17 protein-coding genes and 1 tRNA gene are annotated in these 14,714 nt (G+C 65.2%); 8 read left to right on the top strand and 10 right to left on the bottom strand.

The window, feature by feature from the left end:
* Positions 1 to 2: 2 nt before the first annotated feature.
* Entirely contained in the window at positions 3 to 1,007 is a 1,005-nt protein-coding gene (locus tag ACYQ3J_RS01765; RefSeq protein ID WP_460123651.1) for a methionine synthase, read from the bottom strand.
* A gap of 14 nt (positions 1,008 to 1,021) precedes the next feature.
* Positions 1,022 to 2,041: a uroporphyrinogen decarboxylase/cobalamine-independent methonine synthase family protein gene (locus tag ACYQ3J_RS01760; protein WP_460123648.1), complete on the bottom strand. Its 1,020-nt coding sequence runs from the start codon at positions 2,039 to 2,041 to the stop codon at positions 1,022 to 1,024.
* A 178-nt stretch (positions 2,042 to 2,219) separates the two neighbouring features.
* On the opposite strand from ACYQ3J_RS01760, the gene ACYQ3J_RS01755 reads away from it, so the two are divergent.
* A tRNA-Gly gene (locus ACYQ3J_RS01755) sits at positions 2,220 to 2,298 on the top strand.
* Positions 2,299 to 2,333: 35 nt separating this feature from the next.
* On the opposite strand, the gene ACYQ3J_RS01750 is transcribed toward ACYQ3J_RS01755, so the two are convergent.
* From ACYQ3J_RS01750 to ACYQ3J_RS01740, 3 genes are read right to left on the bottom strand one after another with little or no spacing between them, the layout of a single operon-like run.
* A complete protein-coding gene (locus tag ACYQ3J_RS01750) occupies positions 2,334 to 2,705 on the bottom strand; it encodes a hypothetical protein (RefSeq protein ID WP_460123645.1) in 372 nt (123 codons plus the stop codon).
* Positions 2,651 to 3,667: a hypothetical protein gene (locus tag ACYQ3J_RS01745; RefSeq protein ID WP_460123642.1), complete on the bottom strand. Its 1,017-nt coding sequence runs from the start codon at positions 3,665 to 3,667 to the stop codon at positions 2,651 to 2,653. Before ACYQ3J_RS01745 ends, ACYQ3J_RS01750 begins: the two co-directional genes overlap by 55 nt.
* The gene (locus ACYQ3J_RS01740) at positions 3,664 to 4,320 is read right to left on the bottom strand and encodes an HAD family hydrolase (RefSeq protein ID WP_460123639.1); all 657 of its coding nucleotides are present in this window, start codon (positions 4,318 to 4,320) and stop codon (positions 3,664 to 3,666) included. The genes ACYQ3J_RS01745 and ACYQ3J_RS01740 overlap by 4 nt, the downstream gene beginning before the upstream one ends.
* A 141-nt stretch (positions 4,321 to 4,461) precedes the next feature.
* Between ACYQ3J_RS01740 and ACYQ3J_RS01735 the strand changes: the two genes are divergently transcribed.
* Both ACYQ3J_RS01735 and ndk read left to right on the top strand, forming a co-directional pair.
* A complete protein-coding gene (locus tag ACYQ3J_RS01735) occupies positions 4,462 to 4,650 on the top strand; it encodes a 50S ribosomal protein L24e (RefSeq protein ID WP_460123636.1) in 189 nt (62 codons plus the stop codon).
* A gap of 45 nt (positions 4,651 to 4,695) precedes the next feature.
* Positions 4,696 to 5,124: a nucleoside-diphosphate kinase gene (gene ndk, locus ACYQ3J_RS01730; protein WP_460123634.1), complete on the top strand. Its 429-nt coding sequence runs from the start codon at positions 4,696 to 4,698 to the stop codon at positions 5,122 to 5,124.
* Here the strand turns inward: ndk and infB are convergent.
* Positions 5,121 to 6,971 (bottom strand): translation initiation factor IF-2, encoded by a 1,851-nt coding sequence (gene infB / locus ACYQ3J_RS01725; protein ID WP_460123631.1) that lies wholly within the window; start codon positions 6,969 to 6,971, stop codon positions 5,121 to 5,123. The two genes, ndk and infB, sit on opposite strands and share 4 nt — an antisense overlap.
* Positions 6,972 to 7,088: 117 nt before the next feature.
* On the opposite strand from infB, the gene ACYQ3J_RS01720 reads away from it, so the two are divergent.
* Together ACYQ3J_RS01720 and ACYQ3J_RS01715 are read left to right on the top strand one after the other, a co-directional pair.
* On the top strand, positions 7,089 to 7,799 hold the full coding sequence (locus ACYQ3J_RS01720; RefSeq protein WP_460123628.1) for a S6e family ribosomal protein: 711 nt from the start codon (positions 7,089 to 7,091) through the stop codon (positions 7,797 to 7,799).
* Between the two features lie 2 nt (positions 7,800 to 7,801).
* Entirely contained in the window at positions 7,802 to 8,221 is a 420-nt protein-coding gene (locus ACYQ3J_RS01715) for a hypothetical protein (protein WP_460123625.1), read from the top strand.
* 28 nt (positions 8,222 to 8,249) lie between these two features.
* Here the strand turns inward: ACYQ3J_RS01715 and ACYQ3J_RS01710 are convergent, their stop codons facing one another.
* Complete coding sequence (locus ACYQ3J_RS01710; protein WP_460123622.1) at positions 8,250 to 9,047, bottom strand: carbon-nitrogen hydrolase family protein; 798 nt, start codon at positions 9,045 to 9,047, stop codon at positions 8,250 to 8,252.
* Between the two features lie 128 nt (positions 9,048 to 9,175).
* Here ACYQ3J_RS01710 and surE point away from each other — a divergent pair, with 128 nt between their 5' ends.
* The 3 genes from surE to ACYQ3J_RS01695 are packed head-to-tail and all read left to right on the top strand — an operon-like array spanning position 9,176 to position 12,951.
* Positions 9,176 to 10,012, top strand: a complete 837-nt coding sequence (surE, locus tag ACYQ3J_RS01705) for a 5'/3'-nucleotidase SurE (RefSeq protein ID WP_460123619.1) — start codon at positions 9,176 to 9,178, stop codon at positions 10,010 to 10,012.
* Positions 9,993 to 11,261 (top strand): molybdopterin molybdotransferase MoeA, encoded by a 1,269-nt coding sequence (locus ACYQ3J_RS01700; protein ID WP_460123616.1) that lies wholly within the window; start codon positions 9,993 to 9,995, stop codon positions 11,259 to 11,261. The genes surE and ACYQ3J_RS01700 overlap by 20 nt, the downstream gene beginning before the upstream one ends.
* Positions 11,254 to 12,951, top strand: coding sequence for a molybdopterin molybdotransferase MoeA (locus tag ACYQ3J_RS01695; RefSeq protein WP_460123613.1), 1,698 nt, complete (start codon positions 11,254 to 11,256; stop codon positions 12,949 to 12,951). The genes ACYQ3J_RS01700 and ACYQ3J_RS01695 overlap by 8 nt, the downstream gene beginning before the upstream one ends.
* A gap of 489 nt (positions 12,952 to 13,440) precedes the next feature.
* On the opposite strand, the gene ACYQ3J_RS01690 is transcribed toward ACYQ3J_RS01695, so the two are convergent.
* The 3 genes from ACYQ3J_RS01690 to ACYQ3J_RS01680 all read right to left on the bottom strand — a co-directional run bounded on the left by ACYQ3J_RS01690 (position 13,441) and on the right by ACYQ3J_RS01680 (position 14,705).
* On the bottom strand, positions 13,441 to 13,626 hold the full coding sequence (locus tag ACYQ3J_RS01690) for a chromatin protein Cren7 (RefSeq protein ID WP_460123610.1): 186 nt from the start codon (positions 13,624 to 13,626) through the stop codon (positions 13,441 to 13,443).
* A gap of 143 nt (positions 13,627 to 13,769) precedes the next feature.
* Entirely contained in the window at positions 13,770 to 14,303 is a 534-nt protein-coding gene (locus tag ACYQ3J_RS01685) for a hypothetical protein (RefSeq protein WP_460123607.1), read from the bottom strand.
* Positions 14,304 to 14,360: 57 nt separating this feature from the next.
* The gene (locus ACYQ3J_RS01680; RefSeq protein WP_460123604.1) at positions 14,361 to 14,705 is read right to left on the bottom strand and encodes a hypothetical protein; all 345 of its coding nucleotides are present in this window, start codon (positions 14,703 to 14,705) and stop codon (positions 14,361 to 14,363) included.
* Between the last annotated feature and the right edge of the window lie 9 nt (positions 14,706 to 14,714).

Here is a 14,714-nt window from a genome sequence, read left to right as displayed (position 1 = left end):
GCTCACCACTCCTCCCTGGCCAGCCTAGCCGCTTCCACCATGTTCCTCAGCTTGGCTTTAGCTATTTCGCGGGGCAGCCTCTTCAGCCCGCAGTCCGGGTCAACATACACCTTCTCGGGGCCTATTATGTCGAGCTTCATCAACGTGTCTATGGCGTCCTTGATCTCCTTAACAGTCTCCACCTGGAAGCTGTGAACGTCGATGACTCCATAGCCCAGCTCCTTGTCGTAACCGTATTCCTTGAGGTACTTGAGGAGTCGGAAGTTGCTGTTCTTGAACTCGAGGTCGAACTGGTCGACCGGGAAGTCGAGGAGGTAGGGCAGTATCTTCTCGATTCTGCCGTAGCATATGTGGACTATCCTCTTAGCCTGCAGGCCCTTGAAGACTATCTCCAGGGCCTCGCGGGCGAGCTCCACCTCCTCCCGCCACGGCCTGGTTGAGAGGGCGGGCTCGTCTATCTGAACATACTCAGCCCCCCGGGCCACGAACTCGTCGAGCTCCCTGCGTATCACTCTGGCGATCTCCATCATGAACTCGCGCCTGTCCCTGTAGTGGAGGTCGAAGCTCCACTCGACCATGGTGTAGGGCCCGGTGAGTATGGCCTTCACAGGCCTCCCCTGGGAGACGCTTGTGGCGTACTCCCAATCCGCAACCGCCATGGGCGCCTTCCAGGCCAGCCTGGACGTGACCACGGGCTTCCTGAAGTAGACGTTGTCGAAGATCCTAGTCCACTCGCCGGGAGCGTAGCCCTCGATCCTCTCGGCGAAGTAAACTACCATGTCCTCCCTCGACTGCTCGCCGTCGCTTATAATGTCGACGCCGGCCTCAATCTGGTCATCCACAACCGCCTTAATCGCGGGTTTCACGAGCTCGTGGAACTCCTCCTCGCTGATCTCCCCCGCCCTCCTCTTCTTTATAGCCTCGTCGGCGGGCGGGATCTTCGGGTAGCTACCCACGACCGTCGTGGGGAACTTCCTCGGAACCTCGTAGAGCGCCACGCCGACCACCCGGGGCTACCCTGCTACACGTGCCTTAGGGGGGTTTTCAGCTCGAAACCCAGCTCCTCAGCGACTCTCTCTGCGAGCCTCCCGAGGAGCGCGGTCTTCCTGAGACTGTACCTGTAGGGTATAAGCTCGAAGCCCGAAGTCGTCGTCACCACGACCTCCTCGAGGCTGAGCGTTTTAGCGGCTGACGCTATCCTGGAGGCGAGCCTCTCAATGTCATCGTCGTAGATTTCTCTACCGTTAATCTCGCCGAAGGCGGGCGTCCACTGGCCCCGGCCGAGGCTCTGGAGCGTGTCGTAGGCGCGGCTCGGTGCGTCGCCGAAGTCGAGGGCGACGTAGTCAGCTTTGACGTCTAGCAGCTTCTCGTAGACCTTCCTGTCGGGGAAGTTGTAGTAGATCGAGACGACTAGCTTGGCCCCGGCGCTCGCCTCCCTGATTGGCTTCAGGAGCTCGTCGAGTAGCTCGGCGTCCTCAGGCTTGGCGTCTACGTCGGCTAGGAAAGGCTCCTGGACCTCGACGAGCCCGGCGCCCGCCTCTACCGCCCCCTTGACCTCCACCGCCAGAACCTTGGCTATGGCCTTGCCCAGCTCCTCGTCCTCAACCCCGGCCTCGTTCTTGGACAGCTTGAGGAATGTGAACGGTCCGGGTATTGTGGCCTTGAAGCCCGCCGGCCACGCCACTGGGTGGAACCTCCTAACCCTCGGCGGTACCAGTACGTCGCTGGGCTCGGGCTCCCCGTGGAACACCGGTATCCTGTAGAAGAAGTTGTTGTCGAAGAACCTGAGCAACCCGCCGAGGCTCACGTTCCTCCAGGAGACTGCGAACGGCCTTAAGACGTCGTGCCAGTCCATGCAGCCGTCCCCGGCGAAGGCTAGGCCAGCCGAGACCTGGGCCCCGATAACCGAGGCGGCGCCCAGGGCTATGGACTCCTCCGCAGCGCCGAAGGGGATGACCCCCCTCTCCCGGTCGCGCAGCGCCAGCCTCACGTGCCTAGGCCTCGGGTAGCCCGCGACCACGAACCCCCAAACCACGCCCATCCAAGCAACACCACGCCTTCCAGCTCGCACTAGGGGCGGGGCTCGAGGGCTCCCTGAAATTCTTTCAACACCTACGCGATAGAATTGAAAGAATGGCCGGAGATAAACTTAAATACCGTCACCTCTAAACCCTATGCCTGGCGGGGGCATCTCCGCGATAGAAATGAAAAGTGGAGGTGCGGCGGTCGTCTAGCCTGGACTAGGACGCCGGCCTGCCAAGCCGGAGGTCCCGGGTTCAAATCCCGGCCGCCGCACCACTCGGCGCCCCGCCACCCCGGGGGGCCGAACCCCTTCACTCCCAGGGCCGCCTTCTCAGGGTCCAGCGCATGGTCTCCACTGCCAGGAGCAGCTGCGCCAGTGTGAGGGCTAGGCTGTAGTAGACGTATGCCAGGTCGCTGAGTATGTTTAGCGACGCGTGCTCCAGCGCCTTGACCACTAGCCTGTTCGGGCTGGGGATGTGGACGTGTGCCCAGAAGCTTACCGGGTACATGAGGGGCCAGAGGCCTGCAAGCAGCGCGACCGCCCCGGATAGGGCCTTGACGGATGGCCTCCCAGCCCTCCCGGCGAGTAGGAGGGCGAGCGCGACGGTGGGGACGAGGTACTGGGGGTTCACCCTCCAGTAGGTAGCGGTGTAGGCGGCGTAGGAGAGGCCGGCAGCCGCCACCGGGTCGCCCGTTTCCCGGCGGCTAGCAGCGCGGCGGCGTAGAGGGGGGCGAAGAGCAGGGGCCACGCGGCGAGCGCTGCCCTAGCCGCGCCCGCGTCGCCCCTGCTCCAGGCGTAGAAGGCTATGCTGGAGAACCCGTTGAAGCTGTAGGCGACCGGCTCGGGGTGGCTCGGCGAGGCGACGGACTCCACCGCCTTAACGTAGACAGCCACGCCATAAGGGTCTGCCAGGGCGAAGGGTAGGTAGGGTAGCAGCGCGCCGGCCAGGAGGGCCGGCAGCGCCTTCAAGGCCCTCCCCCAGCCCCGGCTGGATTCAGCCGCTAGCAGGCCCAGAGCCGCCACGGCCATGGTGGGCTTAACCGACGCGGCGAGTCCGGCGGCTAGGAAGGCCGGGATCCTCCTGCCCTTGAGGAGCAGGTAGAGGCCGGCTAGTAGCGTGAAGAGGGCCACCTGGTCGAACATGCCGTAGATGCTGGACACGTACACGACCAGGGGGTTGTAGAAGTAGAGGAGCATGCACACGGCGGCCCCCCGCTCGCCCGCGCCCAGGAGCCTTGCGACTGCGTATAGGGCAACGGCTGACGCCGCGTCGAATGCTATGAGGAGCGTTTTAACGGCCACTATCCAGTCGGTGGGGACGTAGACGTGGTAAACACCGCCCTCCCAGTGCTTGGTTACCGGCGTGGGGGCGAGGATCCTCAGGGCGGCTAGTGTAACGGCGAGCGGGGGGCCGTAGACGTAGGGCCAAGGGTACGGCCAGCCCTCCCCCGCGGCGTGGGAGCCATCGCTGTAGGAGAAGAAGCGGAGGCCACGCCTAAGCGTCGTGTCGGCGAAGCCGGCGAACTGGGCTATGTCGCTCCCGCAGGTGTACGGCGCCAGGACGGCTCTGAGGAGCAGCCCAGGCAGTAGTAGGACTGCAAGCCTGAGCACCCGCCGGCCCCTCGAAGCCAGCCGAGTCCTCAACGCCCCCGGGGCCCCCGGCATGAGGCCATGGAGAGCACCCTCTCGACAGCGTCATCCCCGGGATCCCAGAGGCCCCGGGTCCTGACGACCCTAACCCCCAGGCTGGAGTAGAGCCCCAAGTCGTAGTCAGTGTCGCCTATGAAGACTACTTCGCCGAGGCCGACCCTCTCGCGCCTGAGAACCTCCTCCAAGTGCTCCCTCCCCTTCCTCAGCCCCCTCTCCTCGTCGTAGCAGAGGACCCCGTCGAAGAGGCTCGTGAGGCCCCTGTTGACGGAGATGACGCGGCACTCGTTATTCGTTGAAAGGTAGACCCTGAGGCCCGCCCTCTTGAGGGCCTCCACCCGCTCCACGACGAGCCCGTCGAGGCTCAGCGAGGCCAGGATCCTCTTCTTAGCCTCCTCGAACGCCCTGGCAACCCTCTCGGCCTCGGCGCCCCGGACACCGAGGATCCTGAGCTGCTCCCTGAAAGCCCTGCCAGCCGTAGCAAGGTAGAGGCGCCTAGCCTCCTCGAGCCCTACGCGCAGGGCGGCGGCGAGCAGGGGGGCAGCCAGGTCGGCGTAGGCCTTCATGGTGTCAACGACCGTCCCGTCAAAGTCCAGCAGCACAACCCTGACGCAGCCGCCCAAGGACCCCACCAGGACGCCTCCCGGCACACCGGGCAGGCAGGGGCCCGGGCCGTCAATTAACTCTAGAAGGCGCTGCACCGAGCCCTACGAGCCCCCAGGGAGGCCGGGGTTTAAGTTGCATTTAAAGAGGCGCCCGCCGCACGGGCGCTGACCCCGGGGAGTAGCGGGATGCCAAAGGCTAGGACCTGCGCGTACTGCGGCAGCTTAATAGAGCCAGGCACGGGGCTGATGTACGTAACCAAGCGCGGCCACATCTACTGGTTCTGCTCCAGCAAGTGCTTCAAGAACTTCGTGAAGCTCCGCAGGAACCCGGCGAAGGTCACGTGGGTTAGGAAGAAGCGCGCTGGAGTGATCTAACCAAGCTAGGGCAGCCGAGCGACCCGAGTCGGGGGTTGAAAGGAGATGGCGGTAGAGAGGACTCTCGTACTCATCAAGCCGGACGGCGTCAGGAGGGGGCTTGTGGGCGAGATAATCTCGAGGTTCGAGAGGAAGGGGTTCAAGATTAAGGCTTTGAAGATGCTCTGGATGACCAGGGAGCAGGCCGAGGAGTTCTACAAGGTGCACAAGGGCAAGCCGTTCTTCGAGGAGCTTGTGGAGTTCATCACCAGCGGCCCAGTGGTGGCCATGATCCTCGAGGGCGACTCGGCTATTTCGGTTGTGAGGCTGATGATCGGCGCTACTGATGGGAGGAAGGCGGCGCCCGGCACCATCAGGGGGGACTACGCCCTCTCGGTGGGGGAGAACGTGGTGCACGCCAGCGACTCCAAGGAGAGCTTCGAGCACGAGTCCAGGGTCGTCTTCAGGGAGGAGGAGCTGGTGGGGGACTACTAGCCCCCCTTCGAGAGCTTCTTGAGCTTGATGAGCACCGTCGTGTAGCTCTTGTCCCCGATCTTCTTCTTGATCTCAGCTATCTCCTTCAACACGCTTATCTCGTCGTCGCTAATGTAGGGCCTTAGCTCGGTGAGCAGCTCTACCGCGTGGGAGGCAGGCACGTCCGTGTAGACCACGTCCCCCTCGTCGACGTGCCTGCCGATGAGCACCCTGCCCTGGATTGAGACGGCTACCGCCATCCCCGGCCTCGCCTCCGGCAGGCTCCTGTCCCTGTCCTTGATCGCCATTATCCTCCCGAGCGGCCTGCCGTCAGCGCTCATCACGGGGTATCCTGGCTTCACCACGCCGCCCAAGACCTCGATGCCTACTATCGCGGGATCGCTCCTCCTGAACACGTAGCCCGGCAGGATCCTGAACTTACCCGGCCTCACCAGCTCGTCGAGCCGCCTCCTCTTCTCGGCCTCCTTCTCCTTCCTCACCCACTCATCGTACTCCTCGATGAGCCTGTAGATAACCTTCTCCTCGAAGATGGGGACGCCGGATGCCGCCGCCTCCTCCCTAGCCTCCGGCAGCACTTTAACGTTGAACGCGAGCACAACCCCCAAGTACTTGTCGCTCGCCCTAACTGCCTCGGCCTCGATCACGTCGTTCCTGGTGACCGGGCCTATGTCAGCCACTCTCACCGGGATCCCCCTCCTCCTGAGGGCCTCGACTAGGGCCTCCAGCGTGCCGAGCGTGTCCGCCTTAACGATGACCCCCACGTTATCCGTCCTTATCCTGAGCTCCTCTAGCTCCCGCCTCACGGCGGCGACCAGCTTCTCGACGTCCTCATCGCTGGCTGCGACGAAGAGCGGGGACCCGGCGATTACCTCGTCCAGGTTCGGGGCCACTATCCTCACGCCCGCGGCCGCGTGGACCTCCTCAACGTGGGCGAACCTGGCCTCCCTGCTCCTGATCTCGTGGAGAGGCTTAGGCATTAGCAAGGCCCTGACGGTCGTCACTATGGGGCCGCTCTTCCCACCCACAACTATCCTATCACCAACCCTGAGCACTCCATCATAGATTATGGCGTCGACCGTAGTCCCGAGGCCGGGCTGCTCCTTGACCTCCAGCACCACGCCCTTCGCCGGCCCCTCGGCGTACCTGAGCCTGCCGCGGAGGTACTGCTGGGTGAGGCCGGCAAGGACTGCGAGTAGCTCCGGGATCCCCTCCCCCGTCTTGGCTGAGACGGGGACGACGGCTATCGCCTTCCTGAAGTCCTTTATCCTAGTGAACAGCTCGGCGGGGATCCCTTTCTCGTAGAGCTTCCCGACTATCTCGTAGACCCTCCTCTCCAGCTCCGCCTGAACCCTGGGATCCTGCTTCCTGATCGTGAATATGAAGGGCTCGCCGGGGTTAGGCTTCCACCCGGGGATCTTGTCGATCTTGTTCGCGGCCACGACGAATGGGACCCTCCTCTGGAGCAGGATCTCGAGCGCCTCGTAGGTCTGGGGCTTGAACCCCTCCATCACGTCGACTACCAGGATGGCGAAGTCCGCCACGCTGCCGCCGCGCCTGCGGAGGTTGCTGAACAACTCGTGGCCAGGCGTGTCTATGAACAGGAGGCCGGGTATGATGAGTTTCACCGGGATAACCTTCTTCAGGGGCTCCGCTATCTTCTCGATCACATCCGCCGGCACGAGGCTCGCTCCAATGTGCTGCGTTATCCCCCCCGCCTCCTTCGCGGCGACAGCAGTCCTCCTAATCTTGTCGAGCAGCGTAGTCTTCCCGTGGTCGACGTGGCCCAGCACCACCACTATCGGCTGCCTGAGCTTCCTCACCGTCTCCCCACGCTGGCTGGCAGCCATCACTCCACACCCGGCAATGTATATGCGGCTCGATAGAGTTTATAGACTCCACAAGCCGGCCCCGCCTCCGCGGCTCAAGAGGAACTGGTCCCCGCAGGGGACCGGGGGTGTGATGGGTTGAGTAGTGAGGAGAGACCTCCCCTTAGAGTGGTCATATCCGACCCCAGGGCTGGCGATAAGGTGGTTAAGGTTAAGGTTACGGCTGACGAGGGGTTGGAGTACACGGAGGAGATGAGGAAGGGGAAGGATAAGGAGAGGACGAAGCTCCCGCCCGCCAAGGTCAGCAGGAAGCTGGCCGAGGAGTTGAGGCTTGACGAGGTCGGGGTTCTAACGCTGCGGTTCAAGGGGGAGGACGGCAAGAAGGTGAACGTACCATTCAAAGTCATCGTAGACGATGGCCTCCAGGACTACGAGGTCAAGGTCCCCATGGAGCTGCTCGGCGAGGTCGCCGGGAACCTGGAGGCCGAGGCTGAAGCCTTCAGGGCGAAGGCGTGGCAGATAGCCGTCCCCGACGATGTCCACGTGAAGCTGGCAGGCCTCGCCATAGGCGACGTCTTCGACGGATCCCTCATCGGCCTGGAGGGAGTGAGGCTGAAGATCAGGGGCGGCAGCGACGCCACCGGCACGCCGATGCACCCGGGAGTCCCGGGCGCCGGGAAGAAGAGGGTCCTCCTCTCCGGCCCCCCGGGCTTCCACCCGAGGAGGAAGGGTGAGAGGAGGAGGAAGCTCGTCAGGGGCCGCGTCATCCCCGACCCGAGGGGCGAGAGGAGGAAGACCGCGCTAGCCCAGCTCAACGTAGTCATCTACTACGGCGAGGGGGAGGAGTAGCCGTGGAGTTCGCTGAGGAGGGGATCCCGGGCCACGCGGCGAAGTCTCCATGGGCCCACAGGCTCCAGTCAAAGCTGAAGGAGCTGCAGGTCCCCTTCGAGGCCGAGGGTGAGGCCACGAGAATCAGGCTAGCTGAGGGCGTCTACGCCGAGGTCAGGGAAGCCGGGGGCGGGAGGGGCTACGCAGTCTCAGTCACCGTGCCCCTGCCCGTGAGCGGCGACGACCCGGAGAGCGCGGCGGAGGCGTTCAAGGCCGCCGCGGGCTTCATCACCGCCCTAGGCAGGGACGTGAAGTACGAGGTCGACGAGAGCCTGCCGGGCTACCCCATGCTCAGGGCCGTCGTGGAGTTCAGCGACCCCAAGGAGCTGGCCGACGCCGTAGTGAAGGCGTTGAAGGCCTCTGAAAAAGCCTCTGGAAGGTAGCCCAGCCCTCCCGGGGGGCGTAAGGGGGCTACATGCTGGGGTAGAGGCTCGGCCTCCTGAGCCTGAGCACCGGCAGGATCCTCCTCGCCTCCTCAACCTCCCCGGGGTCTATCTCGTGCTCCACGTACCTCTCCCCGGGGCCCGCGTCGGCCCTGACCACGCCCATGGGGTCGACTATCATGCTCCTCCCGACGAAGTTCGCGCCTGGGTTTGAGGCCACTACGAGGAAGACCGTGTTCTCGTGCGCCCTGGCCTGGGCTAGGAAGCGGAGCGCCTCCTCCTTCAGCGGGCCCCGGTACCATGCGGCCGGGGTCACCACCAGCTCGGCCCCCCTCAGGGCCTGGGCCCTGAAGATCTCCGGGAACCTGAGCTCGAAGCATATAGCCGCCCCGACCCTCAAGCCGCAGAGGCTGACGGGCTCGAAGAGGCTTTCGCCGGGCTTCGTGAAGGAGGACTCCCTGTACCCATAGGCGTCGAAGAGGTGGGTCTTCCTGTACACGGAGACGAGGGCGCCGTTCCTGTCGATGAAGGCTAGAGTGTTGTAGACCCTCCCGTCCCCCGCCTTCTCTAGCAGCGTCGCGGCGAAGCAGGCCCCCATCTCCCTCGCCTTATCCCTGAAGAACCCGAGCCACTCCCCCTCCAGCTCCTCCGCCTCCCCCTCAATCCTCTCCCTCGGCAGCCCGGTGGGGTCGATCATGAGGTACTCCGGAGTCACGATGAGCGACGGCTCCACGGCCCTGCCCAGGAGGCGGTCCACCGCCTTGAGGGTCTCGGCCTTGGAGCCCCTAGGCGCCGCCTGCACTATGCCTACCCTGAAGCCAGCCAAAACGCCGGCCCCCCGACGCGGCCGGGGCCCGCATCGATTTAAATCCAAGCGACGCCCAAGCGGGCCGGCCCGGGCCACCCACCCCTACTTTACTGCCAAATAGGCAATTACAGGTTGGAGGGGGCGCCTTGGCCGCTCGGGCCAGGATTCTAGTCACCAACGACGACAGCTACCTCTCGAGGGGGCTCTACCTGCTCTACGAGTCCGTCAAGGGCCTCGGCGAGGCTAGGATATACTCGACGGAGTGGCCCAGGAGCGCTGTGGGGCGGAGCGTCTCCTTCAACATGCCCCTGAGGCTGGCTGAGACGGAGTTCATGGGCTACCGGGTCTACGTCACGGACGGGTCGCCCATCGACGCCTTCCACCTCGCCCTGGGGGTCCACGGCTTCGAGCCGGACCTAGTCGTCTCAGGAGTCAACGTGGGGGAGAACCTTAGCCTGCAGCACATCTTCTACAGCGGTACGATCGCCGTGGCGTTGGAGGCCGCCCTCATGGGGATCCCGGCTATAGCATTCTCCGCCGACGTCGGCCTCTTCAGTGAGTTCAACGATAAGAGGCTCTCCACCGCAGTGAGGGTGGTCGCGGGGGGCCTCGCGAGGCACGTGCTGGAGGAGGGCATGCCGGAGGGGGTGGATGTCTTAAGCGTCAACTTCCCCTCACCCCGCGACATCAGGGGGTGCGTCAAGTACACTAGGGCCGCTAGGAGGAGGTGGAAGCCCGCGTTCGAGTCCAGGCTCGACACGAGGGGCAGGCCCTACTACTGGCTCCAGCCCATCCCGGTCCACGGCGCCCCCGGGACCGACGTGTACACCGTGCTCAGCGAGGGCTGCATCTCAGTCACCCCCCTGAGGCTCGACTTAAACGCGCAGCCCGCGAGCAGCGCGGAGTCCAGGCTTAGAGGGATGATTAGCGAGGTCGAGTCGGAGCTTAGGGAGGTGCTGCAGCGTGGCCCGGGAGGTGATTAGGGAGCTCCACCCGGTCGAGGAGGCCGTGGGGCTCCTCCTCAGGTCGAGCTTCAAGCCGTCCACGGAGGAGGTCCCGCTCACGGCTAGCCTCGGGAGGGTCGCCGCGGAGGAGGTGAGGTCCCCAGGGGACGTGCCCCCCGTGGACAGGAGCGTCCTCGACGGCTACGCCGCCAGGTGGGTTGACGTGGCGGCGGCCTCCGAGGAGAGCCCGGTGAGGCTAAGAGTCACCGCCAGGATCCCCATCGACGCAGAGGACCCGGGCTCCATCGGGCCGGGGGAGGCGGCCGAGGTCGCGACGGGGAGCCCGCTCCCCAGGGGCGCCGACGTGGTGGTCCCCGCCGAGTACGCTAGGGAGGACGGCGGCTTCGTCGAGGTCTACAGGGGGTTCGCCGCGGGCTACGGCGTCTCCGCGAGGGGCGAGGACCTCAGGGCGAGCGAGGTCGTGGTTAGGAGGGGGGACGTGGTCACCGAGTATCATATAGGCGTGCTGGCCTCGATTGGCGTCGGCAGGATCAAGGTCTACAGGCGGCCCACGGCGGTGGTCCTCAACACTGGCGACGAGGTGGTCGAGCTCGGGAAGCCCCTGAGGCCCGGCCAGGTCTACAACAGCACCGGGATCCTCGTGGCTGCGTGGCTGGAGAGCAGGGGCGTGAGGGTCGAGGGGGTGAGGGTGCTCCCCGACGACTACGATGTCATCAGGAGCGAGGTGGAGCGGTGGGTGGAGCGGGTGGACTTCGTCTTCACCACGGGCGGGACCAGCGCCGGGAGGAGGGACCTGACCGTCAAGGCGGTCAGGGACCTTGCCGAGGACATGGTGCACGGCCTCGCCTTGACCCCGGGGAGGCCGGGCGGCGTCGCGCTGGTGCAGGGGAGGCCCGTCGTCATGCTAAGCGGAATGCCTGTCGCAGCGTTCAGCGAGCTAGTCGCGGTGTTCGACGAGTTCTACAGGGCCAGGCTCGGGAGGAGGGATCCCTGGGAGCCCGTGGTGAGCGCCAGGCTGAGGCGCAGGTACACCTCCCGCCCCGGCTTCGTGAACGTGGTGAGGAGCCTGGCCTGCAGGGGGGGCGAGGGGCTCGCGGTGGAGCCCCTGAGGGTCACTGGCAGCGGGATCCTGTCGACGCTCATCAAGGCCAACTCCTTCTTCATAGTACCCGCCGACGTCACCGGATACGAGGAGGGGGAGCTGGTTAATATCAGGCTCACCGGCCAGGGGATCCCCGAGTGCAACGGGGTGGCACGCATTGGCTAGCGGTGGCAGGAAGGTCTTCAAGAAGCTCGCCGAGCCCAGGGAGGCGGTGGAGAGGGCGGCGGCGCTCATAGGCTCCAGAGCCCGGAGGCGCCTCCTCTCGGAGGCCGAGACCGTCGGCGTCGAGGACCTCCACGGGAGGCTCCTGGCCCGGCCGGTGAGGGCCCCGAGGAGCCTGCCATGGTACCCCCGCAGCATCGTGGACGGCTGCGCCGTTAGGAGCGTAGACGTCGCCGGAGCCTTCGAGGACAGGCCCGTCGCCCTGGAGTACAGGGGCAGGGTCAAGATAGGGGAGAAGCCGGGGCTCACCCTCGAGCCCGGGTCTTGCATTGAAGTCGACACGGGGTCCTGGGTGCCGCTGGGCGCGGACGCGGTCGTCCCGATAGAGCACGTCAACATCGAGGGCGGCAGGGCGTGGATCCTGAGGGCTGCAACGCCAGGGAGCAACATAGCCGCCCCCGCCAGCGACGTCGCCGAGGGGGACCTAATCGCCCCGGCCGGCACGCCGTGGACCCCGGAGCTCACCCCCGCCCTAGCAGCTCTCGGCATCAGGAGGGTCGAGGCCAGCCGGAGACCCCTCGCCGCCGTGTTCAGCGTTGGCGACGAGCTCGTGGAGCCGGGCAGCGACCCCGGGGAGGCCGGGGTGTTCGACGCGAACAGGTACTACCTCGCCTCCGCCCTGAAGGCGATGGGGTGGAGGGTGCTAGACCTCGGCATAGCCGGGGACAGGGTTGAAGACGTGGAGGACCGGGTCGCCAGGGCCCTCGAGCGCGGGGCCGACCTGGTGCTCACCAGCGGGGGGACGAGCGCGGGAATCGACGACGTCGTCTACAGGGTGGCCTCGCGGATGGGGTCCCTCGTCGCCCACGGGCTCAGGATCAAGCCCGGGAAGCCCACCGTGATCTCGGTAGTCGACTCAACCCCCTTCATAGGGCTCCCCGGGAACCCGAGGAGCGCGTTCAACGTCTTCCTCAAGGTCGTGGTTGACCTGCTGGACACGCTGAGGCTCCCCACCTGGCCCTTCACGAGGAGGGGCAGGGTGAGGGCGGTGCTCACCTCGATGCTGGCGGGAGAGCGGGGCAGGGACACCACGGTCCCCGTTGCTCTCGTCGGCGAGGCGGAGCCGGCGGCGGTGCCGGTGGCGAGGGATAGCTACATGATAGCCTCGCAGGCGTGGAGCGATGGAGACGTCGTCGTCCCCGCCAGCCTCCACTCGCCCTACGAGCCCGGGGAGGCCGTGGAGGTGGAGACCCGGGGATCCCACCGCCGGAGGCTGCTAGTCCTAGCCGACGATATCGACGTCGCGGGCGTGGTTGAAGAGCACGGCCTCGACGGGGCGGTCTACGCGCCCACTGCGAAGCCGAGCCAGGTCATGAGCCTCCTCCCTAGGGGAGCGCTCGTAGTGGCCTCAACCATCACCCTCCCAAGCACGCCCGAGGGCTGGACGGTCGAGGGCGAGCTCGGCGAGAGAAGAGTCTCCATAGCCAAGTCCTCAAGCGGCGACTGCCAAAGGACTGCGATCCCGGCAGTCTACACGAGCCTCAGGCCAGCCAACACCATACCCTACCCCGTCCCCAGGATCCAGAGCGCCCGCATACTCCTAAGCCAGGGCTACGTGGACTGCGCAATCCTCCCAGGCAGCGAGGGGGAAGTCGTGGGGGAGGAGAGAATCCTCATCCTAAGGAAGAAGTAAGCCCCCCACAGCAGCTCACTATTAAGCCCCTCCCGGCGACTGCACCCCTAACCGGGCTGTGAGGAAAGCGCCGGAAGCTGCGCTGAAGGAGTGAAGACATTCTGGGGACCTCACCGAGCCCAACCCTCCCCTCCACGCGGGCAGGACTCTGCGAGCCACGGGAGGAGTAGGAGCCCCCGCTCAGACCCGGTGGAGGCTCGTCACAGCACCCCGGACACCCGGGGGGCTCCGGGACGTGCAAACCTCATCATTACTACCAATAATCCAACCAGTAACCTGCCCGGACAAGGGATCCCGGGGGCTGCTAATAAGCCTTCCAGCACGTGCGCCGCTTAGGAGGACCGGGGGGATCCCGCGTTTCAGCCTCCCCTCGGGGCGTGTTTAGCCTTTGCAGGCAGGGGAACCGGCTGCACGGGAAGGAGAATTAAAAGGGTAAGGAAAAGAATTAGGGGAGACTTGAGGCCCTTAACGGTCTCCCTTTCTACTCGTCTAGGGCGCTGGGTAGTCGTCGGGCACCTTGGCCCTGAAGTACTTGCCGGACTCGCTCTTGAAGAGGCCGATCTTCACGCCTTTCCTGGTCCTGGGCGCTAGCACCCACACCTTGATGGGGACTAGCTCGACCTCCTTACCCGTGTAGGGGTCCTTTACCTTTACCGGGGGTAGCTGCTTGGACATACCCTCTCACCCCTCTCCCATGGGTTCTAGCCGTGCTTCTATGTACGTCGAGCAAAGGTAATAAAGATTATTGGTCTGTTTCGCCGGCGCATACCATTACCGGGGTCTTACGTTCAAAGGTCTAATTAAAGGAATCCTTTAACCTAGCACCTCGCCCCGGCCTCCCTCGAGCACTTGGCTAGGTCCGTCTCTACCGCTCTTAGATGGGCCTCCAGCCTCTTCAGAGCGTAGGAGATGAGGTAGTACCGTGTGTAGATTGTTTCCACGTCCGTCAGCTCCACCTCCTCGGGCTTCCTCGTGTCGCCCGCGCGGAGCCTTAGCACGAGCCTGCCGGGCGTGACCGTTATCCCCACGTTTTCATCGTCCACGGAGACGGCGCCGTCCTCGATGGAGGCGGAGAACGCGTGGCTCCCGATCTTCCACACCCTAACAGAGCCCTCACCGGCTAGGGCGTAGATCCCCGCGCAGCCGGTGTTGTAGAGGATCCCGGCGCCCGACTTGGCCTGCAGGCCCTTAACCGTGGCCAGGCACTCCGCCCTGGAGGCTATCGCCTCGAGCCTCGAAGCTAACCCGGCCAGCCTCAGGACGAGGCCCGTGACCCTGGTCGCCTTCAGGCCGCTCTTGGGGAACGACTCCATGAGCCTCTCTAGCCTCTTAACGAGCGCCTCCGCGCTCACCCGAACCCACCCCAGGTGGATGGAGGCACCGGCCGGGTCGAGGCTATTATGGACTCCTCACCAGGCAACAGGCCGTACGACCCTGAGCGCGAGCCGCGCCGCCCCCCTCAGCCGAGCCGGCGAGGGCCTGGGCCTCACACCCCTCCTGTAGCACTCCACGCACACCCTCCTCACGTTGTCGATTTGAACAGAGCACTCCACGCAGACGAGCCTACCGCAGGAGACGCAGTAGCCCACGCTGAGCCTCTCCCCGCAGATCATGCAGAGGGCCTGCTCGCACACCGCGCAGATAGGCCTGCCGCTCCGAGGATCCCGGCGCAGGTGCCTCTCGCACACCCTCCGCCCGCACACGCTACAGGAGGCGACGGCGGGGCGCTCGCCGCAAACCTCGCACGCGGCCAAGAGCCGCCG

The sequence above is a fragment of the Stetteria hydrogenophila genome (assembly GCF_054657575.1).
This window is presented reverse-complemented; position numbering and strand designations above follow the sequence as displayed.